Origin of the sequence: Coleofasciculus sp. F4-SAH-05 (assembly GCF_040222985.1) — a bacterium.
GTDB classification, from domain to species: domain Bacteria; phylum Cyanobacteriota; class Cyanobacteriia; order Cyanobacteriales; family Coleofasciculaceae; genus Coleofasciculus; species Coleofasciculus chthonoplastes.
Genome location: NZ_JAVKBY010000247.1, coordinates 23824 through 45780 on the forward strand (window position 1 = coordinate 23824; position 21957 = coordinate 45780).

General features: G+C 45.6%; 17 protein-coding genes. 5 read left to right on the forward strand and 12 right to left on the reverse strand.

The features are described 5' to 3' along the window. Window positions 1–45 precede the first annotated feature (45 nt). On the reverse strand, window positions 46–1170 hold the full coding sequence (locus RIG27_RS30215) for an RNA polymerase sigma factor, RpoD/SigA family (RefSeq protein ID WP_446340217.1): 1125 nt from the start codon (window positions 1168–1170) through the stop codon (window positions 46–48). Window positions 1171–1740: 570 nt separating this feature from the next. Between RIG27_RS30215 and RIG27_RS30220 the strand changes: the two genes are divergently transcribed. Further along, on the forward strand, window positions 1741–3042 hold the full coding sequence (locus tag RIG27_RS30220) for an acetylornithine/succinylornithine family transaminase (RefSeq protein WP_446350816.1): 1302 nt from the start codon (window positions 1741–1743) through the stop codon (window positions 3040–3042). Between the two features lie 159 nt (window positions 3043–3201). After that, window positions 3202–4128, forward strand: coding sequence for a lysylphosphatidylglycerol synthase domain-containing protein (locus RIG27_RS30225; RefSeq protein WP_446350799.1), 927 nt, complete (start codon window positions 3202–3204; stop codon window positions 4126–4128). Between the two features lie 211 nt (window positions 4129–4339). Here the strand turns inward: RIG27_RS30225 and RIG27_RS30230 are convergent, their stop codons facing one another. From RIG27_RS30230 to RIG27_RS30265, 8 genes are all read right to left on the reverse strand, one after another. Next, the gene (locus tag RIG27_RS30230) at window positions 4340–5347 is read right to left on the reverse strand and encodes a glycosyltransferase family 2 protein (RefSeq protein ID WP_446350800.1); all 1008 of its coding nucleotides are present in this window, start codon (window positions 5345–5347) and stop codon (window positions 4340–4342) included. Window positions 5348–5358: 11 nt separating this feature from the next. Then, entirely contained in the window at window positions 5359–6669 is a 1311-nt protein-coding gene (locus RIG27_RS30235) for an HTTM domain-containing protein (RefSeq protein WP_446350801.1), read from the reverse strand. A 5-nt stretch (window positions 6670–6674) separates the two neighbouring features. Continuing rightward, a complete protein-coding gene (locus RIG27_RS30240) occupies window positions 6675–7202 on the reverse strand; it encodes a hypothetical protein (RefSeq protein ID WP_446341289.1) in 528 nt (175 codons plus the stop codon). A 35-nt stretch (window positions 7203–7237) separates the two neighbouring features. After that, the gene (locus tag RIG27_RS30245; RefSeq protein ID WP_446350802.1) at window positions 7238–8899 is read right to left on the reverse strand and encodes a glycosyltransferase family 39 protein; all 1662 of its coding nucleotides are present in this window, start codon (window positions 8897–8899) and stop codon (window positions 7238–7240) included. Window positions 8900–8990: 91 nt separating this feature from the next. Then, on the reverse strand, window positions 8991–10862 hold the full coding sequence (locus RIG27_RS30250; RefSeq protein WP_446350803.1) for a DCC1-like thiol-disulfide oxidoreductase family protein: 1872 nt from the start codon (window positions 10860–10862) through the stop codon (window positions 8991–8993). 216 nt (window positions 10863–11078) lie between these two features. Beyond that, window positions 11079–12335 carry an NAD(P)/FAD-dependent oxidoreductase gene (locus RIG27_RS30255; protein WP_446350804.1) on the reverse strand — a complete coding sequence of 419 codons (1257 nt, stop codon included), beginning with the start codon at window positions 12333–12335 and terminating at the stop codon, window positions 11079–11081. Further along, complete coding sequence (locus RIG27_RS30260) at window positions 12332–13279, reverse strand: hypothetical protein (protein ID WP_446350805.1); 948 nt, start codon at window positions 13277–13279, stop codon at window positions 12332–12334. Before RIG27_RS30260 ends, RIG27_RS30255 begins: the two co-directional genes overlap by 4 nt. Beyond that, the gene (locus RIG27_RS30265; protein WP_446350806.1) at window positions 13279–14748 is read right to left on the reverse strand and encodes an MBOAT family O-acyltransferase; all 1470 of its coding nucleotides are present in this window, start codon (window positions 14746–14748) and stop codon (window positions 13279–13281) included. Before RIG27_RS30265 ends, RIG27_RS30260 begins: the two co-directional genes overlap by 1 nt. A gap of 3 nt (window positions 14749–14751) precedes the next feature. Here RIG27_RS30265 and RIG27_RS30270 point away from each other — a divergent pair, with 3 nt between their 5' ends. Continuing rightward, window positions 14752–14907 carry a hypothetical protein gene (locus RIG27_RS30270; protein ID WP_446350807.1) on the forward strand — a complete coding sequence of 52 codons (156 nt, stop codon included), beginning with the start codon at window positions 14752–14754 and terminating at the stop codon, window positions 14905–14907. A 129-nt stretch (window positions 14908–15036) separates the two neighbouring features. On the opposite strand, the gene RIG27_RS30275 is transcribed toward RIG27_RS30270, so the two are convergent. The 3 genes from RIG27_RS30275 to RIG27_RS30285 all read right to left on the reverse strand — a co-directional run bounded on the left by RIG27_RS30275 (window position 15037) and on the right by RIG27_RS30285 (window position 19152). Next, a complete protein-coding gene (locus RIG27_RS30275; RefSeq protein WP_446350817.1) occupies window positions 15037–15435 on the reverse strand; it encodes an acyl carrier protein in 399 nt (132 codons plus the stop codon). 7 nt (window positions 15436–15442) lie between these two features. Next, on the reverse strand, window positions 15443–17245 hold the full coding sequence (locus tag RIG27_RS30280) for an acyl-CoA dehydrogenase (RefSeq protein ID WP_446350818.1): 1803 nt from the start codon (window positions 17243–17245) through the stop codon (window positions 15443–15445). Window positions 17246–17310: 65 nt separating this feature from the next. Beyond that, window positions 17311–19152: a fatty acyl-AMP ligase gene (locus RIG27_RS30285; protein ID WP_446350808.1), complete on the reverse strand. Its 1842-nt coding sequence runs from the start codon at window positions 19150–19152 to the stop codon at window positions 17311–17313. A 336-nt stretch (window positions 19153–19488) separates the two neighbouring features. Here RIG27_RS30285 and RIG27_RS30290 point away from each other — a divergent pair, with 336 nt between their 5' ends. Both RIG27_RS30290 and RIG27_RS30295 read left to right on the forward strand, forming a co-directional pair. After that, window positions 19489–20589, forward strand: coding sequence for a tocopherol cyclase family protein (locus RIG27_RS30290; protein WP_446350809.1), 1101 nt, complete (start codon window positions 19489–19491; stop codon window positions 20587–20589). Between the two features lie 466 nt (window positions 20590–21055). Further along, on the forward strand, window positions 21056–21676 hold the full coding sequence (locus tag RIG27_RS30295; RefSeq protein ID WP_446350810.1) for an LAGLIDADG endonuclease: 621 nt from the start codon (window positions 21056–21058) through the stop codon (window positions 21674–21676). The last annotated feature ends 281 nt before the right edge of the window (window positions 21677–21957 follow it).

Below are 21957 nucleotides of genomic sequence, written 5' to 3' on the forward strand. Positions count from 1 at the left end.
AGCGTGCCATCAGCGCTGAAGCGCTTACTACAAACATCACCAATCCTAACTTAACCACCCTTTTAGGCGACGAGCAACTTGAGGACGGCGCAGCTTCCGCATGGCTTTACTCTGAATCTGACGTACCCGTTCGCGGGAAAGGTTGAACATGCGGCCCACTTCTTCTAAGGTGTAGGCTTCAGGCGTCGCCAACCCATAGCGTAGAGAAATGACATCCTTTTCCCTTTCGGTGAGAACATCACTCAAGACATCGGAAATCTCTTGACGCATCATGGATTCGCTCATTTGCTGTTCGGGCAAGTGCAAATCGTTGTCTTCCAGTAAATCTACGAGTTCTGTATCTTCGCCTTTACCCACCCGATGGTTGAGAGAGAGCGATCGCCGACGTAATTGTAACAACTGACGCAAGCTAGTGCAGCTAATGTCTAAGGCTTCTGCGAGTTCGGTTTCATCGGGAGTCCGTTGCAGTTTCTGTTTGAGTTCCCGTTGCACTTTTTTCAGCTTATTCAGCTTTTCGACAATGTGAATCGGTAAGCGAATGGTACGGGCGTCGTTGGCTATGGTACGGGTAATCGCCTGACGAATCCACCAATACGCATAGGTGGAGAATTTGTAACCTTTGGCGGGATCGAACTTCTCTGCCGCCCGATTGAGTCCTAATGCGCCTTCTTGAATTAAATCTAGGAAAGGAACTCCCCGGTTAAGATAACGCTTGGCGATGGAAACGACTAAGCGTAAGTTGGAACGAATCATTTTACGCTTAGATATTTGTCCTCGGTAGAGGCGATTTTCAAATTGACGTTCGGTCAGATCTAAAGCTTGAGCCAGTTCAGCGTTCGTTGGTTTGCGTCCCAACTCCTGGTGTAAGCGTTCAGTCATCTCGCCCATTTCTACCAGGAATTGAACCTGAGTGGCTAACTCAATCTCTTCTTCTGGCTTCAGCAAGGGGTAACGCGCCATCTCCTTGAAGAAGGCTCCTACTGTATCATCAGAGCTAGTTTTATGGTAGCCAGATTGTCGGGTTTTTCCGGCACGAGTCTCTGTTTTGGAAAATTCGACTTCGACCTGATTTTGGTCATTATCTGAGATTTGCTCACTCTGAGGGTGAGAAAAATCCGTATCTTCTGTAAACTGACGAGTAGCAGTTGGGTTCAATTGTGCGATAGTCATAGTTAGGTTTGAAGTAGGAGTGTTATGAAAGCAAGTGATCGGGTTTTTAGGCAATCCGTCAGTTAGACAGATTGAACTAGACAGATTGAGCAGATGGACTGAATATAAATGGGTACTGTCAATGAAAATTTTTCAACACTGGCTGTAGCTACGGGCTGTACAGCTCAACAAACATCAGAGATGATTGGAAAGAGAGTTGCCATTCAAGGCGCACCCCCATCTCTATATCTTCTCTATGTTTAGGATTAGAAAATACTGATTCTAAGGCTACCAGAAGCAATTTGGCTAGTTGTTGCCCTGATTACAAAATATTGAACAGCATAGATGTATGGATTATAGCGGCAAAGTCAATGGGCTATATACAGAATCTCATACAGGTGGCTGTTTTCCTCTCTACCGATCGGGTGAAAATAAGCAGAGGGAGCTGGGGGAGCAGAGGGAGATTGAATTGATCATATTGTTATATTTTGATACTTTGCCCTAATGTCACTAACCCGCCCGGTCTCAATTATGTATTCCCTGTTCCCTGTTCCCTGTTCCCTGAAAAATGACCAATCAAATTAGGAGATGATGTTCGTGACCAAACCAACTCTCGTCGAGAATCCCGGAATTCCCGCTGAATCAACAGAGGGTGTATCGACTGCATACAATCCCAAGGATTTCGATACTAACGTGATGGGAACATATAATCGTTTCCCCATCGCCCTAGAACGGGGTACGGGTTGTCGAGTTTGGGATACAGCCGGACGTGATTATCTCGATTTTGTAGCTGGGATCGCTACCTGTACATTGGGTCACGCTCATCCGGCTCTGATCGAAACGGTGACGCAGCAAATCAAAACCCTGCACCATGTTTCTAATCTGTACTATATTCCTCCCCAAGGAGAATTAGCACAGTGGATGGTTGAGCATTCCTGTGCCGATCGCGTCTTTTTCTGTAACTCGGGTGCGGAGGCGAATGAAGGGGCGATTAAATTGGCTCGGAAATACGCCCACACGGTTCTAGAAATTGAGAAACCTGTAATTTTGACCGCGAATGACAGTTTCCATGGACGCACGCTAGCGACGATTACAGCAACGGGTCAGCCCAAGTATCAAAAGAATTTTGACCCCTTGGTGCCGGGATTCTATTATGTGCCGTATAACGATATCGGTGCCATGGAAGATGCGATCGGAGAATTGGATGAAGGGGATCAACGAGTAGCAGCGGTGATGTTGGAACCCCTGCAAGGAGAAGGGGGTGTGCGTCCAGGAGAGTTGGAGTATTTCCTGCGCTTGCGGAAAATCTGTGATGAGACGGGTATCTTGCTGATTTTAGACGAAGTGCAAGTGGGGATGGGTCGCACAGGTAAGTATTGGGGATATGAGAATTTAGGGATTGAGCCAGATATTTTTACCAGCGCTAAGGGATTAGCAGGCGGTGTTCCAATTGGGGCGATGCTGTGTAAGCAATTCTGTAATGTGTTTCAACCTGGGGATCATGCGAGTACCTTTGGTGGAAATCCGTTGGCTTGTGCGACGGCGTTAACTGTGGCTCAGACGTTGGAACGGGACGATATTTTGCACAATGTTCAAAAACGGGGCGAACAGTTGCGGACTCGTTTAAGAGCGATCGCGATGAACTATCCTCAGCTAATTACTGAGGTGCGCGGTTGGGGACTGATTAATGGGATGGAGTTGAACGCGGATGTGGAACTGACGGCTGTGGATGTGGTGAAAGCGGCGATGGAAAAAGGATTGCTGTTAGTACCCGCAGGTGCCAAAGTGGTGCGCTTTGTCCCTCCTTTGATTGTCTCGGCTGAAGAAGTGGATGCAGCCGCAACAATCGTTGAACAATCTATAGCCAAGCTAGCTGCTTCCGTCAATAAATAAGGAGATTCGTCATTTGTCATTTGTCATTTGTGATAATTGAACGGTTAAGTCGGGGCGGGTTTCGTTATATCAAGGTGAAAACGAAACGTTAGTGGTAAAACCCGTCCCTACACACTCTTCCTTATCTCCCTCATCTCCCCCAGCTTCCCCCGCTAGCCAATGAAAAAAATCTGGTCATCGATAAAACCCTACATTCGCTGGGTGATTCTGGGCGGAACGCTGTTTTTTATCGCTAAAGCTTTTAAAGATCATTGGCGAGAAGTTGCGGGAATTCGCATTGATCCCCAGGGATGGACAATGCTGGCGATCGCACTATTGGTGACGTTACTGGCACATATTTGGTCGGGTTGGGTTTGGACGTGGATTTTACAGGCGTTTAAGCAACCTATTGAACCGCCTTGGGCGCTACAGGTTTATCTGAAAACGAATGTTGCTAAATATTTACCCGGTAATGTGTGGCATTTCTATGGTCGAATTGCAGCGGTGAGGGGGGTTGGAGGTTCTGTGGGTGCTGCTAGTATCAGTGTATTACTGGAACCTCTGTTAATGGCAGCTGCGGCGTTAGCGATCGCGTTATTTAGTGGTGGATTGGGTTGGATCAACACGGCATCCGATAGCCGGATGTGGGGGTTACAAATTTTGGGCTTAGTTGTGGTGTTGTTGGGCGTTCATCCCCGAGTTCTCAATCCTATTGTTCAACGCTTAAGCCGTTCCAAGAAGGTTACAGATACGGAAGAGTTCACTATTGAACGCTATCCCTTATTGCCATTGTTGGGTGAAATGGGCTTTTTGGGATTTCGGGGAACCGGATTTTTATTTACCTTACTGGCGGTAGGATCAATTACTCCGAGTCAGATTCCGTCGTTACTGAGTGCCTTTAGTTTCGCCTGGTTACTGGGATTAGTCGTACCTGGCGCACCGGGAGGTTTAGGGGTATTTGAAGCGACTGCGATCGCGCTTTTAGATCAGCAGTTGCCTGCGGCTTTCATCCTTACAGGGGTTGCCTTATTTCGCCTTGTTAGTATTCTGGCAGAAATCAGCGCGGCTGGACTAGCTATTATCAGCGAACGTTTGTGGACTTCCTAGAATAGCAATCAATTGTAGGGGCGGGTTTTACCAATAACCTTTGGCTTTCAACCGATAACTTGACTAAACCCGCCCTCCTAGTAGAGACGTTGCATTTTAGTCTCTACAATGGTGACGAAAGTCCTAATCGATGTGTCTACTGCTATATTTCCATGCCCGCCCTCCTAGCGTCTGGGTTTAGCGACAGCCGTTAGTGGCGGGTAAGGAGTCATCATTCATAATTCCTGCCAACCACCTCCCGCACTCGATAGATTGGTCGCCCTTGGGACTCGTGATAGGTTCGCATTAACACTTCTGCCAACAAACCAAAGCTAAATAACTGGACGCCTGCTAATAACAAAACAACGGCTAAAATTAGCAAAGGTCGGTCACCAATACTCTGACCAAAACCTACCTTTAGTATAGTTAAATACAGTCCTAATAAAAATCCTATCCCGAAAGATAGTAATCCGAATAGACCAAAGACATGCATGGGGCGAGTGAGAAATTTTTTCATAAAAAATACGGTCAATAAATCCATGACCACGCGAAACGTTCGCCCCAATCCATACTTACTTGTACCATAACGACGGGCATGATGTCGCACGGGAATTTCACTAATTCTAGCTCCCTCAATGTAAGCTAACGCTGGCAAGAATCGATGTAACTCGCCATACAGATGCATATCCGCCACCAGTTCAGAACGGTAAGCTTTTAGGGAACACCCATAGTCATGTAATTTGACGCCAGTCACTTTCCCAATTAACCAATTGGCAATTTTAGAGGGGAGGAGTCGAGTTAAAGCCGCATCTTGTCGTTCTTTGCGCCAACCACTGACTAAATCATACCCTTCTTCTATTTTGGCGAGTAAGGCGGGAATATCAGCCGGATCATTTTGTAAATCACCATCTATCATCACAATAACGCGAGCTTGAGCATGTTTAAATCCGGCTGACATGGCGGCGGTTTGACCGTAATTTCGGCGGAGAATCACCGCTCTTAAGTCTGAGCGGCTGCGTGCTAATTCGAGGAGGAGTTCGGTGGAACCATCCTGAGAACCATCATCGACACAGACGATTTCGTAGGCAAACTGATTGGCACTTAAACTGGTTGCTACAGAGTCAACCAGGTGGGGTATACTAGCGACTTCATTGTAAATAGGGACAACGACCGATAACGCTAGTGAATTTGATGGGGTGATCGGTTCTTGATAGTCCTTAAAGGATAATGAATCTGTCATATTTTAATTCCTTATTGTCTTGACTCCATCGATTTATACAAGTTTGCACTTATCTTAGAGATAAAGGGCAAAGAAAGTACCGGGTACAACAGCCATAAGGGAGGCAAATAGCGCAGGCTTTCGCGGAACGCTAAAAAGCCTTTGCGTTTTGAGCCGCTAGGGAGGACAAGATAAAGCGGTTTTTTATAGTCATCCGGGACAATTTCCGCCATGTTATCGCTCTGGGATGATTGTTTGGTCTGCCAATCCCTGAATGTTAGCCGATTAAACCAATTAAAGTAGGATAAAACAGTAATGATAGTGAGACAATGATTATCTGATTTGTTATAAATAATTTCAGGGTTGTGAGTTAAACCATCAAGGCGACGACGTTCAGACACATTTCCGACTAATTCTGCCCAAGGAATAAAGACTGAATAGCAGGGAATATACTTTAGAAATGGAGCATTTTGAGCAATATATATTCCTGTATGGAAGCAAATCCCTAGAGGAATATAAAACCAGATTAAACGGGGAAAAATTAGAACAAAGAAAAATGTTGCCTCAAACAGGATTGCTACCCAAGACGATAGTATAGCTAATGTATGTTGTCCGGCTAACCAAATCCCCAAGGATCTATTCCAAACCAGTCCATCCTGCCACAAATAATATTGTAATGTATAGCCATTCATCCAATCGAGTCCTCCTTTAAGCAGCTTACTCATAGCTGAGTCGAGGTAGATAATTGCAAACATCCACTGGATGAGCAACAGGGACCATCTAGCCAAGTGACTTTTTTCTTGCTGAATATCAAAAGTATCTACGCTTTTTCTCTGGCAATTTTGTCGAATACGACGCCGCAGATCGTCTAGGGATAAAACTTGACCAGCAGGACTCAAAGCCAAGATGACAAGCGATATCATGACTAAGGCTTGAGAATGACTATACAAGGCACCGAAGGAGTATATATAAGCTTGAATCAATATATTCCCAATCGCAAATATAATTAGATTCAGATTTGTTGACAGTCCAAGTAAGCCGAATGTTCCTGTTATTATAGTTAACGCTAAAATTACTAATAGCAATACAACGGGAGGAGGATGATTTAGCCCAAATGGTAAGAGTATAATCTTTAAAATGGGTAGCGGATTGTAAAGAAAATCCGGTAATTGAGAATTATTAACTAACTGACTCACTATAGTACCATCTCGACCTGGAACTAATAAATAGAAGAGTTGAGAGCCAACAATAATAATTCGACTAATGGCTAGATTGAACAAGGGGGTGAGTTTGAACCAATAGGTTGTCCACCATTCCCAAGGTACAGTTAGTTTATTAAACATCGGTATCATTTTTTTCTCAATTCGGCAATTGGGTACTGTTTAACCAGTTGGGCTTCCGCTTCAATTACCTCGTCTTTGAGTAAGACGAGGGGATAGTTATACAATCGTAAATTGATTATTTTAGTGTGGTAACGACTTTCGTATAACTGGACAAAATTCATAATCATTTCTTTTTTTTCTAACCGTAGTGATTCTTTGAGTCCATACATAAAAACCCAGTAATTTATGCCTAAATCTTCTGGCTGAATCAGCACTTCAGTTGAATCATCTAGAGTGGCATAAATTGAATATTGCTTGATTGTATCTCCTTCATATTTGGCATAGTTGTACATCGGATAACTGACGAAGGGCCAGAGGCTAGGATCTGGAGGGGGTTTGAGCAGTTTATAAGGATATTGCAGTCGTCTAAACTTGGGCCAAAACCCTCTCAGATGTTTGGCGGTATAGAACTGTAGTCCGATGAAAAATAGGATAACGATAGATAGAAGGTGGACAGTGAATTTATATGAATGTGTATGACTTAGTTTTGACATGGTAAACCAATTTTTATAATCGTTTGATTTAAATGCTACTTGACGAGTTTCCACAGTCGTGGGTTTTCTCGACGACGGGGATCAACAAAAACAGGCTCAAGTGTATAATTTTGATTTTGCTCTAACCAAGATTTTAATTCATCATGAGGTCGGTAAACAAACACATCTTGAAACTGTGCTGGAATTTCCGGCAGAACATTTGGTTGAACGACAAACAAAATTCCTACATTTGGCTCAAACTGACGAGTAAGGGGTAAAACTCTCCCCACAGCCCCCCCTTTACCCCAAAGCACATTTGATGGAACGGAATACAATATGAGGGGTTGTTCAGCTTGGTTAACGATAGTCGCAATAGGGTGAACATGATAATTACCGCCTTTACTCCACCATCCATGGGCTTGAGTAATAATTAGATTAGATAAAATGCCGAGGGAAATCAAAACAACAAAAATTGCCTGCCATATTTTCTGTTGACCAACTGACCGGAAATTGGTGGACATTTTGCTTGCAAAAAGGTAAGCAACAGACAACTGAAAGCCTAATAGACAAGGGATAACATAACGAGTCACCGTTGACCGTTGACCGCCTTTAATAAGGTCGGGGATGATTAAGGCTGCAGCCATAACTGCAATCAAGCTGATAATAAACACCCATACCCGTGCTGGAGTGTTTTTGCAAATAAAATAAATCGAATATCCCCCTAAAACAATCAGCGGCAAAATTAACCAATAGATGAGGGATTCATTATCACTCAATAAATAGCTGCAATCTGGACTGTTTAAAGGTAAACACCATCCTCTATCTAAGTCCACAAAAACACGGCTAACACTTAATCCCCAGGATTTAACTAAAGTTAATAGAGGCAATTTTTGGAAAACCCAACCCATTTGCTCTTCTAAGGGAGGTGGCGCCGTTATCGTATTGATTATCCAGGGAGAGAAGGCAATAACCCCAGCTAAAGAGGCTAAACTATAAGCAATAACTGTTTTATTAAAGCGAAATCTCTGAGTGACAGCGACATAAAGTCCATGAGACGCTGCGACAACAGTAAAAAACCAATGAGTATAAAATCCTAATGTTAGAGTAATGGCGTAGATACTCCAACTTGTCTTTTTATTCAGGCGCATGGCTCTTAATAAAGCAGCACTGGATATTAAAATAGCCACTGTCAATAAACTATAAGGACGAACTTCCTGAGCATACAAAATATGGAAGGGTGAAACTGCCATCATCGCTACCGCTACCCAGGCAACAAAGGGTGATTCAAACAGTTCTCGACAGAGCCAATAAATGCCAGGTAAAGCAAATAAGCTAATCAGAACTGAAAAGCTTCTTAGTGCTGCTACTGAACTGCCAAACCCAAGTGACCAAACTCTGAGTGCAAGATAGTAAAGTGGAGTATGCTCCGTGTTTCCTGCTAAAACCTGAATCGTATCTCCCCAATTTTTGGTCGGACTCGGACGCTGATACTTGAGCAAATCATCAGAATTAACGACTTCACCGGAAAAGATATCTTGAATAAATTCAGGTTCCGTATAGCCGAAAATTCGTAAAGATGAGTGGGTTTCATCAAGCCAGTAGACTTTCTGGTCAAGATGAACAAAGCGAAAAAACAGTCCTAAAACCAGTATCGTGATAATTAATACGTTAAACCATTTTTTCTTCAATTTAACTGTATTATTAATGTAATTTTTCATAAAAATAGAGCGCGAATGGCTTCTAAGTTTAGAGCATGAGATGGTGTAATAAAAACTTTGAGATCTATTCCTCTCTCTTTACAGATTTTATCTACTCTTCTCCCGAACAAGATTGCTGCCACTGATTTTTCTTCTCTAAATCCTGAGTTTCTCCGGGTGGAACAGTGCGTTCCTCGACAAAATAAATGTCTAAACTTTCTAGCTGTTGGTTTCCCTGATGCTGTTCATTCCAAGTGCGACATAAATATTCAGCATAATAGGGATACAGCTTATTACCGATCGCGCGATTCAGATTGATGAAGTAGGTACGCCACTGCATATTGGCATACAGGGCATTGCGCTGCTTAATCGTTGGCTTATCCCAATTTACAGACCCCCCATTCCGCAAAAGGTCAACCTCGCTACCATCCTTCAGCTTCCCGACAATAACGTGCCAGCCGTCATCCCGGGGCGGCGCTGGGGCGAAAATACTCCACGACTGATCTAACCGCAATAGGCGACTAATCCAGTCCAAGGAATTCAGTGTCCTTGATTTGATCACCCGGTCAATTTTGGCGCGAACATTGGGATCGAGTGTTTGCTTTAGGGATCGCGCATCGGCTAAACTGCGGAAATTCCAAACAGTAACGTAAGCAAACAGCAACAAGGTAACGACGTTTAAGACTCTGGAAGACTGGACTTCCACCGGACGAAATTTTAACGGTGCGGTGAATTGACCCGCAACTTTACGGTTTGAGGCAATTGTCTCATAGAACTTTGTCCCCACCGCCATCAAAGGACGCCAACGGAGAATATAAGCGAGGGGTTTAAAGACCGGAGAAAGACTCACCACATAGGCGATTGCTTCCCACTTGAAATGCCGATTCTCTTGCCAGTCTACAACCACCCAGGAGTTTTTCTCCTGCATATCGGCATAAATTGAGGGGTCTTCCTGCGCCGTCTGTAAGGGGGTTTTGGGCAAGATTAAAAAGGTTCGCAGCAGATAGACAACTTTCTTACAAAACCCACAGTCGGCATCATAATAAATCCTTAATCCTGCCCGTTGGGGGGTATACAGTCGTTTAGAAAGGGCATCCCATACCTCAGTTGGGATAAACACCAACCAGACAAATATCCCTAATGCTGGAAACAAGCCAATATGCAGCGTCAAGCCAAACCCGATATGTAACAAGATAAACGTGATAATCGTGGCGCAGCGAAAAAATGTAGTCCGCCAGGGGATAAATAGAAATAGGGGTCCAATCCACTCCAACACTAATGTGGCAAAGGTGGAAAAAACTAACAGGGGCGGGAAGTTCAGCAAGAATTGACCCAGTGGTGCAGCGTACTGGTCAAAACTTAGGGCATAATAAACGGCGGTGAGCTTGGGAAACCAGATATCGCTGGTTGTTTTAAACGCAGCGGAAAAGGCATAGACGTAATAAATTTGTAAGGTTAGGGCGAATGTAACCCCGGTGAGAATCCGCTTGGGTAACGGCTTACTGGATGAATTTAAGGCACTATCCACCGAGTAACACGCCCCTAGGGGTAAAAACATCATCCAGAACAATAGCGCCCGCAGCATGTCATCGGCGGCAAATAATACGGTAGGATTCCGATTTTGTAGGGAAATCAACAACACCCAAGACGCGATCGCAGCCAACCAAGTCCTGTATCCTACAAGTAGGGCGACGGCAATTAACCCCGCCAGCAAAAAGACAACGCCTTGAATAAAGGGTTGTCCCCCCAGTAGATGTACAGACCAATACCAGGGATTTAGAATCTCATTAATCAATGCTGTACGCGGTAATACCCCCGCATCGCTGTAAAGTGTGGTAATATCCTGGGCACGGATGAGCAAATCGGCAATCAGGATAATCGCCACACCGATACGAAAAACAGCTAGCGATCGCAAATCAAACCCAAACAAGGGTTCAAGTTTACTCACCCACTTACCTTTCGGTTTCTGCACACTGGACGCCATAAACGGTAGACCTCACGGGATTTTAGTAATTGCCTCAAAAAACGATAATTTCCATACTTTGTCGGTGACTGGAAATATACCCAACCCCCCACAGGTAAATAGTCCTCAAACCCTTATATTAAAATTTATCTTTCTTCTCACTCCCTTAAGCTATGAAGTATGGACGAATGACGAATGACAAATGACAAATGACAAATGACAAATGACAAATAACAATTAACGAACCGTTTTTCGTCGCCGTTTCCAGAATAGCTGTGCCAATCGTCGCCTTAAATTAACCAACCATTGACCGACCCAATGCTGCAACACTCGCCAGCGATGGCGCAGGGTAGGCAATCGCTGGAGATAAACGAATTGTCTAATCATACCAGCCAAACGACCCCTTATTTTCAGGGCAAAACTGGATACTACCGCCTCCCCTTTTCCCAATGTCAACATTTCACCTAAATGTAAATAGCGGAACGGCTTTAACCGTTTACCTTGAACCGCCCGATAAAGATTTTTGGCGGCACAATCCGCTTGTTGGTAAGCCACTTGTGCGGTTTTGGGAAGATTACCGCGATAATCTTGAATGTCTGCCATATCCCCCAGTGCCAGAACTTCTGGATAATCCACAACTTGTAAAGTAGGATGGGTGAGTATCTGACCTTGAGGATTCTGTTGACAGGGGAGATTGCGTACCCATTCACTGGAACGAGTTCCCACTGTCCATAACACTAGATTTACAGGTAAATGGGTTTTTCCGTTGGGATTAATTAGGGTAATTTGATCCGGTTCAATCGCTTCTACACTGGTTTCAAACTCCATCTGTACCCGACGGGCGGTTAAGGCGCGATAGGCTGATTTCTGGCTGTAAGGGGTAAAGGTTTTGAGCAATTGTTGACCCCGTTCTATTAGCCGTACTTGTCCCCTTTGTTGCAAGCGATCGCTCAGTTTACAAGCTAACTCTACACCACTCGGTCCTGCACCGATCACCGCGACGCGAATTTGGGGCAAATTAGACTGTTCTAACTGCTTAAGCTTTTGGTTGAGGCGTTCTGCATCCGTAACAGTACGGAAGGGATAAGCGTAAGTCAGGGGTACGCCCTCTAAGCGCATCTCGACACCAACGGCTAAGACTAAATAGTCGTAATTTAGGATTCTCAGGTTTTGCCCTAATTCTGATAGGGTGTCTAATTGCAGCTTAACTTGGCGTTTTTCCAGATCGACCCCTTGAATATTTCCTTGACAAAAGTCAATGGTTGTGTTTTTAATTAAATTCCGATAACGGGGGGCAATTTCCCAGGCTTGTAGTTCCTCGGTTACCCGTTCATAAAGCAAGGGTGTAAACACTAGATGATCTTTGCGATCGATTAAGGTAATTTTATACTTAGGTGATTTAAACAGGCGAAACCGTTGTAGGTACAAGGCGGTGTAAAGTCCACCAAACCCCCCGCCTAAAATACAGATGTGATTCGAGGGTTCATGGTTCATCGTTCATTGCTAAAGTCTAGTTCAGGAATTGCTCTCAGTTGCTTCACCAACTCCTTGGAACGAATTGTCCGAGATTTAGGGGTTAGGTGGTAGTGAGTATCGGCAAATAAATCAGAATCAGTTTTCATATTTAAAGATTCTGGGTCATAAATTAATGGGGCAATTTTGGCTAACTTCTCTGCCGTTTCTTCCACATTAGCAACGGATTTCTCATCGGTGCGAGCATAGACCCAGGGTAAAGATATCACTAATGTTCCGCCCTTGGCTTCGACTTCCTGACGAAATTCCTCAATTCGCCCAAGTGCCTCTTCGGTGATGGGTTGATTAATCGGTAATTCCCACCAGTCTGCTGTGCGACGTTTATCATCTTCTGGGGCGGGATCACCATAAGCATTCACCCCATCCGAATAGTACCCCGTCATCTGTCCTTTTTCGATCACATCTATCGTGGATTTAGTGATACCTCTGAGTGTGGCTGTACCCAAGAGTAGGGTATCTTGAGCCAATTGTTTCGGGGGAACACCACCTAACCCCGGACGTCCAATCGCGACACCAAATTGAGCCGAGCGATCGCCGAATCCATCCTCTGACCATAAAATGAGATATTCGGGAATCAGTAGCACAATATCTCCGTCACGAACCTGATCAATAATACTGGGAAGAATCACATTTAAACCCACCGGTCCATCGATTCCCAGATTCAACACCGGAATTCCCAATTTCTCTGACATTAACTCGGAATTAATCGTATAATGCGCTCCTGAACCGCCAGTAATCAGCAACCGTCGCGGCGCTTCCACCTTCTCAGCTAAGGCAATTTTGTCTTCGTACATCATCCGGAGCCAGCTTAACTCCCCACCATAGCGAGCGTTGTAAATGTACCCGATTGTCCAGGCGACAACAGCTACCGCAATCCAACTGGTTAGTTTTAAGGGTTTCCACATCAGAATTCAAAGTAAATAAACTCAGACGGCTGATTCGCGGCGAATAGGATAGTTAATCCTAATAAAACTCGCGATACCCAAGGCAATAGTAACAATTCATATTCAAACTTCCGTTTCTGCCAAACGGCGAGATGTTCCATAAATAACACCCCATTTGCCAGTAACAGCGTGACAATCAACACCGCACCTTCGTTGAGACTGTAGGAACTCAATAATTCGCCTAAATTTGATAACGAATACGCCCATGGGGTAACAATCGTGCGTAACTTTGAGAGCAATCGCAAAATATTCGTGTCCATAAAGAACAGACACCCCAGCGTCACTGAACCAAAGGTTAGCGCCCAGGAGAAAAACTGAAACCGGGAGACTTGTTTTCCTTTCCCCATCAAGCGTTGAAATGGTCTACCTGTATATCGCAAAAGCAAGAGTAACCCGCCATGATACGCGCCCCAAATAATGAAGTTCCACGCCGCACCGTGCCAGAATCCAGATAAGGTAAAGGTGATGAATAAAAAGAAGGCAGCTAATTGTTTTTTAGACCCCATTAGGGGAAGAAACACATAGTCGCGAAACCAGTTATTTAGGGTAATGTGCCATCGCCGCCAAAATTCCTGGATACTGACGGAGGTATAGGGCGCCAGGAAGTTCACGGTTAATTTTACTCCCAATATTCTCGCCACACCCAGCGCCATAAAACTGTACCCGGCAAAATCAAAGTAGATTCGCAGGGTGAATAAGTAAGCAAAGAACCAAACAATCCAGGGATTGGCGGTTTCTTGTAAGTTAATGTAGGGGGCGATATTATCGGCTAGCACCAACTTCATAAAGAAGCCCAAGGATAGCCAGCGTAATCCCAACTCAAAGTTTTCTGCTGTGAATTTAAAGCGAAACGATTGAATTTGGGGTAACAAGTCAGCCCGTCGTTCAATGGGTCCAGCGACAATTTGCGGAAAGAAGGCAATAAAGTTAATGTAATCCAGAAAGGGGATGGGTTTTTTATATTTGGGTCTGAGGGAATCAACCACAAATGCCACCATCTGGAAGGTGTAGAAGGAAACACCAGGGGGAATTTGTTGAAAAATAGGTAAGGGAAAGCCTTGTTCCCAGTTGGTTCTGATTCCCGGTACGATGATGCCAAATACATCTTCGACGAAAAATGTCAAGTATTTGAGGTAGGCGAGGATCGCAATATCGGTAATAATTACAATCGCGGCAATTAACTTGGCACCATTTCCACGACGCCGAAGCATCAGCCGTACCATGAAGTAGTTGAAAACGATTTCAACGATAAAGATGGCGAAACTGGAGCGACTGGCGTTTAAGAACAACATCAATGACATCACCGCCAAGCCGATGGTGTCAAAGTTGTCTCGCCACAGCTTCAGAGATTTGCCCACATAGCGAATGGCAAAGAAAGGAATGGCGTAAAGTAGTAGTATCCACCAGAAGGAAAAGTCAGAAAAATTCAATTAATGGCTTGCTCCTTTTTTGTCATTTGTCATTTGTCATTTGTCATTTGTCATTTGTCATTTGTCATTTGTCATTTGTCATTTGTCATTTGTCATTTGTCATTTGTCATTTGTCATTTGTCATTTGTTAGCGAACAGGGAACAGGGAACAGGGAATAGGCTATAGAAATTTTATCTCCTATCTACCATAACCAGGGCGGGTTTAGTCAAGTTATCAGTGTGTAGCCATAAATGATCTGTAAAACCCGCCCCTACAACGCTGCTCCCAGACGTTCCACCGGAACGTTTCTACCCTCCCAATCCTTTCCAAAATCCACCCCAGCCTTTGCCGGATTTTTCGGATTCTGCGGGTTTCGCTTCTTTTGTCTCAGAGGGGGCGGCGGGTTCGGCGTTGTCTGATGCGGCTGAAACATCGAATTCTTCAACTAAATATTGAGCCGATTTCTCAATCGTCGGGTAATCCCAGAACAAGGTTGAAGGTAATTCCACCTCTAGCCAATCTTCGAGTTCACCGACAATGGTTACCGCATCAATAGAGTCAAGTCCATAGCGGGTTAGGGGTTCGGTGACATCAATGTTTTTGGCGTCTAGGGACAGTTGTTCAACCAGTTGATTTACCATCCAGTTTTGAATCGCTTGGACGGAATCAACAGACTGATTGGTGGTTTCTACGTCACTTTGAACCATAACGTCATTAGGCTTGGAGTTGGAGTTCTGCACTTGCATGGGGTTTTTCCTCTTGTGTTTCAGTTTGGGCGAGTTGAATCGGTACAATGGAAAACATTTTGTTTTCCTGATGCAGCTTCAGCAGGTGTTGTGCCACATTTTCACTGTACGCTTTCGGGACAGTGGGTAGGGTTCGCCAAGGGCGTAAACGGCGATAAAGTCCTAAGACTAACCATTCCCCCTGAGCAAAGAAGTCATCTAAGATGGTTCGGTTGTAAATCCAGGTGTGAACTGACGCGGCGGCGGCGTGTAAGTCGCAGTATTTTTTCGCCAGTTCAAAGAGTTCGGGATCTTGATCATGACCATGTTCAAATCCGGAGTTGGCAATGCGTTCATCGAAGGCGTCGAGTTCTTCTATAACAATGGTCGTTAAGGTGATAATTTTTTCCAGTACGTCGGCGTCAACATCCGATGCTGTCTTCAGCGCCTGGAGTTGTTCCAGGGCAATTTCTAACCCTTGCAGCACATCGTCAGCCCCCCGACCAAATAATCCCAGCTTCTCTGGCTTAAAGGGTGGCACGGATTTTTCTAGGGAAAAAATGGTATCCAGACGAGATTGAATCCCCTCCATCGTCTTCTGCTTGCGTCTGGAGCGATATTTGGCAATTTGACGAAACTGGAGAATTAGGGCATGGAGGTTCACCACACTACTGCCATCAAACATACTGATAATTGAATTATCCCGCAGCTGTTTCTGGAATATGCCGTAGTCATGCTCATCACGCATATAGAAGCGGGAACCGAGGACAACGTAAACACTATTAATCACCTCCTCTAGTTTGATGGTGACAAAGTATTTCACCACCGCCGCCCAAACTGAGAATTGTTCGGGGATAATATGAAAACCTCTGGCTGCACTAATGGTTTCGCAGTCACAAACCAACATATCAATAAAGGCATCGACTAAGGTTTGTCGAGGTTGGGGGATATCAAAAACCGTTTTGTTATAAATAACCCGGTCAATGGCAAAATTCAGCGTGGTTCTCATCGCCGTATCTGCCGCACCATGAGAAAAAGCGGCGCACAACATCCGGGTGATTTGGAAGCCCTTGAGTGCTAGTTCTAACCCCGAACCTTCGTCCTTTAGCCGCATTTGTTCGGGAATAAAGCAATCCTTAAACCCAATCCCGCTCATATCTGAAGCACGAATCCCATGGGTAAGGATTTTGGGCAGATGGTAGTAGGTAGAGGGGTCAAGTTGACGTTTGTCAACCATAAATAAGGAGAGACACCGAGCGCCCTCTTCACTGGTTTTGGCTAACACAAAGGTTACGCCGGAACGGGTAGCGCGGTTAATGGGCCACTTTTCGCCATTGAGGAGATAGCCGCCCTCAACTTTTTTAGCCGTTACATCGCCGCCAATCAAGTCACTTCCATGGGCTCGTTCGGAATAGGCAAGACACATTGTCCCTTTTTCCTCGCGGATAAACTGAGACAGTTTCTTTTTCTGCTCATCTGTCCCCGCCATCCAAGTCAGGAATGACCAGAACATGGTGGTGAATGCGATCGCGATCGTTTGGTCTCGCCGTGACATCACCCGGACAAAGGCGACGAATTCCTCAAAGGAGGTAAATTTGCCACCACAGTTTTCTGGCACATAGTAATCTTGCAGTTTCCAGTTATAAAGCCAATCCACTTCCGCTTCCGGAAACTCTTCGCTCTCATCCAGGTCCATCACCCGCTTAAAGGACATCGTACTTTCTGGATGACCCGGATCGCCCAAATCCCGTTCTAGCGCTTCTGCTATTTGATACTGTTTCAGTTGATGCATAAACCTGTACCGAATGACGAATGACAAATGACGAATGACGAATGACAAATGACGAATGACAAACCCTAAGATTTAGGAACTTGTAATTGCTTCGCCAACGCATCGACTTCTCCCTGGAGAGTACGGAACTTGCTCGTCAGTTTCGGATTTTCACTCCAATCCGCGATCACACCCAGTTCTCCATTCAGGAACTTGGTTCTCGCCGCACGGCGCTGAATCTTACCACTTGAGGTTTTCTCAATGGTTCCCGGTTGAACTAAGACAACCGCATACGCCGGGATTTCATGTTCCTCAGCAATAGCTTGGCGAATATCACCAATCACTTCCTCAAAGTTGACATCTTGAGTTCGACGTTCAACCTCCTGCAACGTAATCAATCGTTCCTCACCGCTAGCCACGATCGAAAATGCCGCCCCATAATCCGGACGCAAGGCGGAGTGAACCTGCTGCACCGTCCATTCAATATCTTGCGGATAATGGTTAGTGCCTCGGATAATAATCAGGTCTTTAATCCGACCCGTAATAAACAGTTCACCCTCCCGCAAAAATCCTAAATCCCCGGTTCGCAAGAACGGACCCTCCCCCGTATCTGCAAGATTTGCCTGAAAGGTTTCTTTTGTCGCTTCTTCTCGTTGCCAATACCCTTGGGCGACACTGGGATCTTTCACCCAAATTTCTCCTACTTGATCCGGTTCACATTGGGTCAATGTATCAGGATTAGCGATAACCACTTGGGTATCACAAACCAGACGCCCGCAACTGGGTAACATCCTGACTCCCTCTTGGGGACTGGATAGGGGAACAATCCGATTTTTTTCTAACGCGGATGCATCTAGGATACAGAGAACCGGCGGGGTGAGTAATGGCTTACTGGATACCAGCAGCGTATCTTCGGCGAGTCCATAAGCAGGGGCAAAGGCATTCCAGCGAAACCCGCATTGTTCAAAGGTTTCAAAGAATGCCTGCATCACTTTCGGGTTAATCGGTTCCGCCGCATTGCCCGCTGCTTGCCAACTGCTTAAATCCAGTTTTGCCAGTTGTTTGGGTTTTGCCCGCCGCACGCACAAATCGTAGGCAAAGTTAGGGGCTTGGCTATGGGTTGCCCGATAATGGGTAATTGCCCCTAACCAGCGCATCGGTTGCTTAATAAACGAGAAGGGCGACATCACATAACAGGGCGTACCGTTATAGAGGGGTTGGATCATGCCTTGGACTAACCCGTAATCGTGGAAGTAGGGCATCCACGTCACGGTAGCGCTTTCTGAATCGTAACCGCAGGCTTCATTCAGATAGCCGGAATGGAACATCAGGTTATGGTGAGATAGCATCACTCCCTTGGGTGTGGAGGTAGACCCTGATGTGTACTGAAGATACGCTAGATCATCCCGACTCGCTTTTGGATCTTGCCAGGATTCAGCTAGATTCAGATCCACCTGTTCCGTATCCAGCCATTGGATATGGTCAAATTCGGGAAAGTCCTCTCGTCCATTCTCCAACAGAGACAGAATTCGACCTGTGGTTAAACAAATCGAGGCTTGAGCATCCTGGACAATCGATCGCAGTCTGGGTAACGTGCGCTTCATCCGTCCCCCATCCGGAGGCGGTACCGGAATCGCGATAATTCCCCCATACAAACAGCCACAAAAGGCGGCAATCACCTCTAATCCTTGGGGATACAGGAGTAACGCTCGCTCTCCTCTAGCACTGTGCTGTTGTAGCCAAGCGCCAATCGCCCGGGCTATACGGTCAAGTTCCGTGTATGTGAGTTCGGGTCCATCTGGCTTACCATCAACGAGAAACTTATAGGCTAATTTGTCTGGCTGCTGACGCGCCCTCCAACGCAGCAATTCTGTAAGTGTAGAAAATTCAGCTAGGGAAATTGTCGAACTAGCAGGGTTTTGAACCATCTTTATATAACCTTATCTAAGCAGTTGGCTGGGGCTAAGTCTAAGACCTTGTCGCCGCGATCGCTCCATTCATTCGTAGTCGGTGTTTGATTCGCCACCTTAGCTCAGCTACCCCGATCCGCACGCACATTTAACTCATCTTAAAAATTGATAACAAAACGTGACATAATTATTCTTCTTCCAGTGCTTTAGATCATTATGGCGTAATATTTATGAATGATACTAATTCTCTATAAAGTTTTGGTAAAGTTTTTACGGTCATTCGTCATTCGTCATTTGTAAATTCTCCCCTATCTCCCTGATCTCCCTCTGCCCCCTTTCACCTTACCTCAACGAATGAATGCCAATCTCCTGCAAACCCCCCATAGCGGCTATCACTGGGATGGAAGTAGTTCTCGCTTCTTTGAAGGGTGGTACTATCGAGTCACCTTACCCGATTGGGGTCAAACCTTCGGCTTCATGTATTCCATTGAAGATCCCATCAGGGGTCAACCCCACAGTGGCGGCTCGGCTCAAGTTTTGGGTCTTGATGATGGCTACCTCTGCCGGACTTTTCCAGATGTTGAGCAATTTTGGGCATCTCCCACATCCTTAGCCCTAGGACATTGGGGCAAAACAGACTTAGCCATTCCCGCCCACTATTTAGATCCCGACACCTTTGACCATCACATCCAGCAAGGGTATCAAGCCACCGCCACCTGGAATCAAGGTAAAATTAGCGATCCCGCCACGGGGGATTACTGCCATTGGCGCTATCAAATTGCACCTATCTATGGTTGGGCGAGTAACAATCTGCCTCAGCAATCAACAGCCGGCTGGTTATCGTCCTTTCAGATATTTGAACCCGGTTGGCAGATTTTAATGGCTCACGGCTGGGCGACGGGTTGGATTGAGTGGAAGGGTCAACGCTACGAGTTTACAAATGCTCCCGCTTACGGCGAAAAGAACTGGGGGCGTTCGTTTCCCCAAAAGTGGTTTTGGCTCAATTGCAACAGTTTTGATCATGAACCCGACTTAGCACTCACGGCGGGGGGCGGTAGACGAGGAGTGCTGTGGTGGATGGAATCCGCCGCATTAATTGGTATCCACTATCACGGCTCATTTTACGAGTTTGTCCCCTGGAATTCCGAGGTGCGCTGGCAGATTCAGCCCTGGGGAAGCTGGAAAATGCAAGCCCGTAATGCTGACTATGAGGTCGAGTTGACGAGTACGACAAATTTACCCGGTACTCCCCTACGCGCCCCAACGGAACAGGGGTTAATCTTTATTTGCCGCGATACCATGCAGGGTGAGCTTACCCTAGAACTGCGATCGCGACAAGGGGGAACCACGAAAACGATTCTCAACGCCCATAGCTCACTTTGCGGTTTAGAAGTGGGGGGAGAACCTTGGGAGCAGGCGTGGATAGGTGAGGCAAAATTGCCCTGGATTTCCTAGTAGCTGGGGGAGCTGGGGGAGCTGGGGGAGCTGGGGGAGCTGGGGGAGCTGGGGGAGCTGGGGGAGCTGGGGGAGCAGAGGGAGCAGAGGGAGCAGAGGGAGCAGAGGGAGCTGGGGAAGATGAGGGAGTCAACGAATGACAAATGACTAATGACAAATGACTAATGACAAATTTTTTGCTGAAGTTGGGGATCAGGCAAGACTAGAGAGAGAGTATTGGGTATAATGGTTGAATTGAAATGGGGCTGTGGCTCAGATGGATAGAGCAAGCGCCTCCTGAAAAATCGGGCACCGCCAGGGAAACCTGACGAGTGAATGTAGTCAAATTCAAGGAAGCCTAAGTCTGATAACAGATACGGTAATCTTGAGCCAAGCCGATGCGTTTGAGTTTAAGTCAATCTGGCAAAACTCCACTCTAAAAACGAATCGGAAGGTGCAGAGACTGGTTTAAGGACACCGATAAAAGATGGACTATAATGTCTCATCGAAAGTAGAGCAACGCGGTATTCTGGCTGGACTGTTATTAGGTGATGGAAAAAGAAATCAAAACAATTTCTTGATCCAGAATTCATCGAAGTATGAGGAGTATCTCTTATTTAAGAAAAAGCTTCTCGAACAAATAACTGGTAAATCAGTCAGCATCCGACGCTGGAGTACAAGGAAGGGCTATGAGCAGATTCGCTTAGAACCAAAGTTGATTCCCCTGACACGGGTTTTAGTTAAGAGGCTTTATCAAGCGGGAACCAAAACAATCACCCGAACGTTCCTAAATTTCTTAACTCCCCAGGGAATAGCGATTTGGTTTATGGATGATGGGTCTAAGTCCTTCCGGAAAAAAGACGGAAAGGTTCATGCTTTGACGCTTAATCTGAATACTTATCTCTCTAAAGAACAAAATGAGATCATTGTTGCTTATTTTGCTGAGGTTTGGGGATTTAAGTGGGGGCTGAGTAAAGCCAAAGGTCTTTATCGTCTGCGAATGGGAACGAAGGAAGGAAAACGGTTTTTAGCGTTCATTCATCCTTACATCCACGACAGTATGCTCTATAAAGTACAAACGTCCTTAAACAGAACGGCTACCACCTAAAGGCGATACGCCCAAGGTGAAGGAATAGTCCAGAGAGTGAGGAAACTCACACCAATCTGAAGCGCTAGGTCGCCGGTTCAAATCCGGCCAGTCCCGTCAGTAAGAGAATATCAGTAGACCGAAAAGTTTTCGGCTCAGATTGCTCCAGGAGCATGTAGAGACGCGCCATGGCGCGTCTGGAGAGTATCAAAATCTGTACGGACTAACAGAGGGTGAGAGTGGAAAGTTTTGAGGGGATCGTGGAACTTTTATAGTAATGGATTGCATTGCGGTTAAGCGTA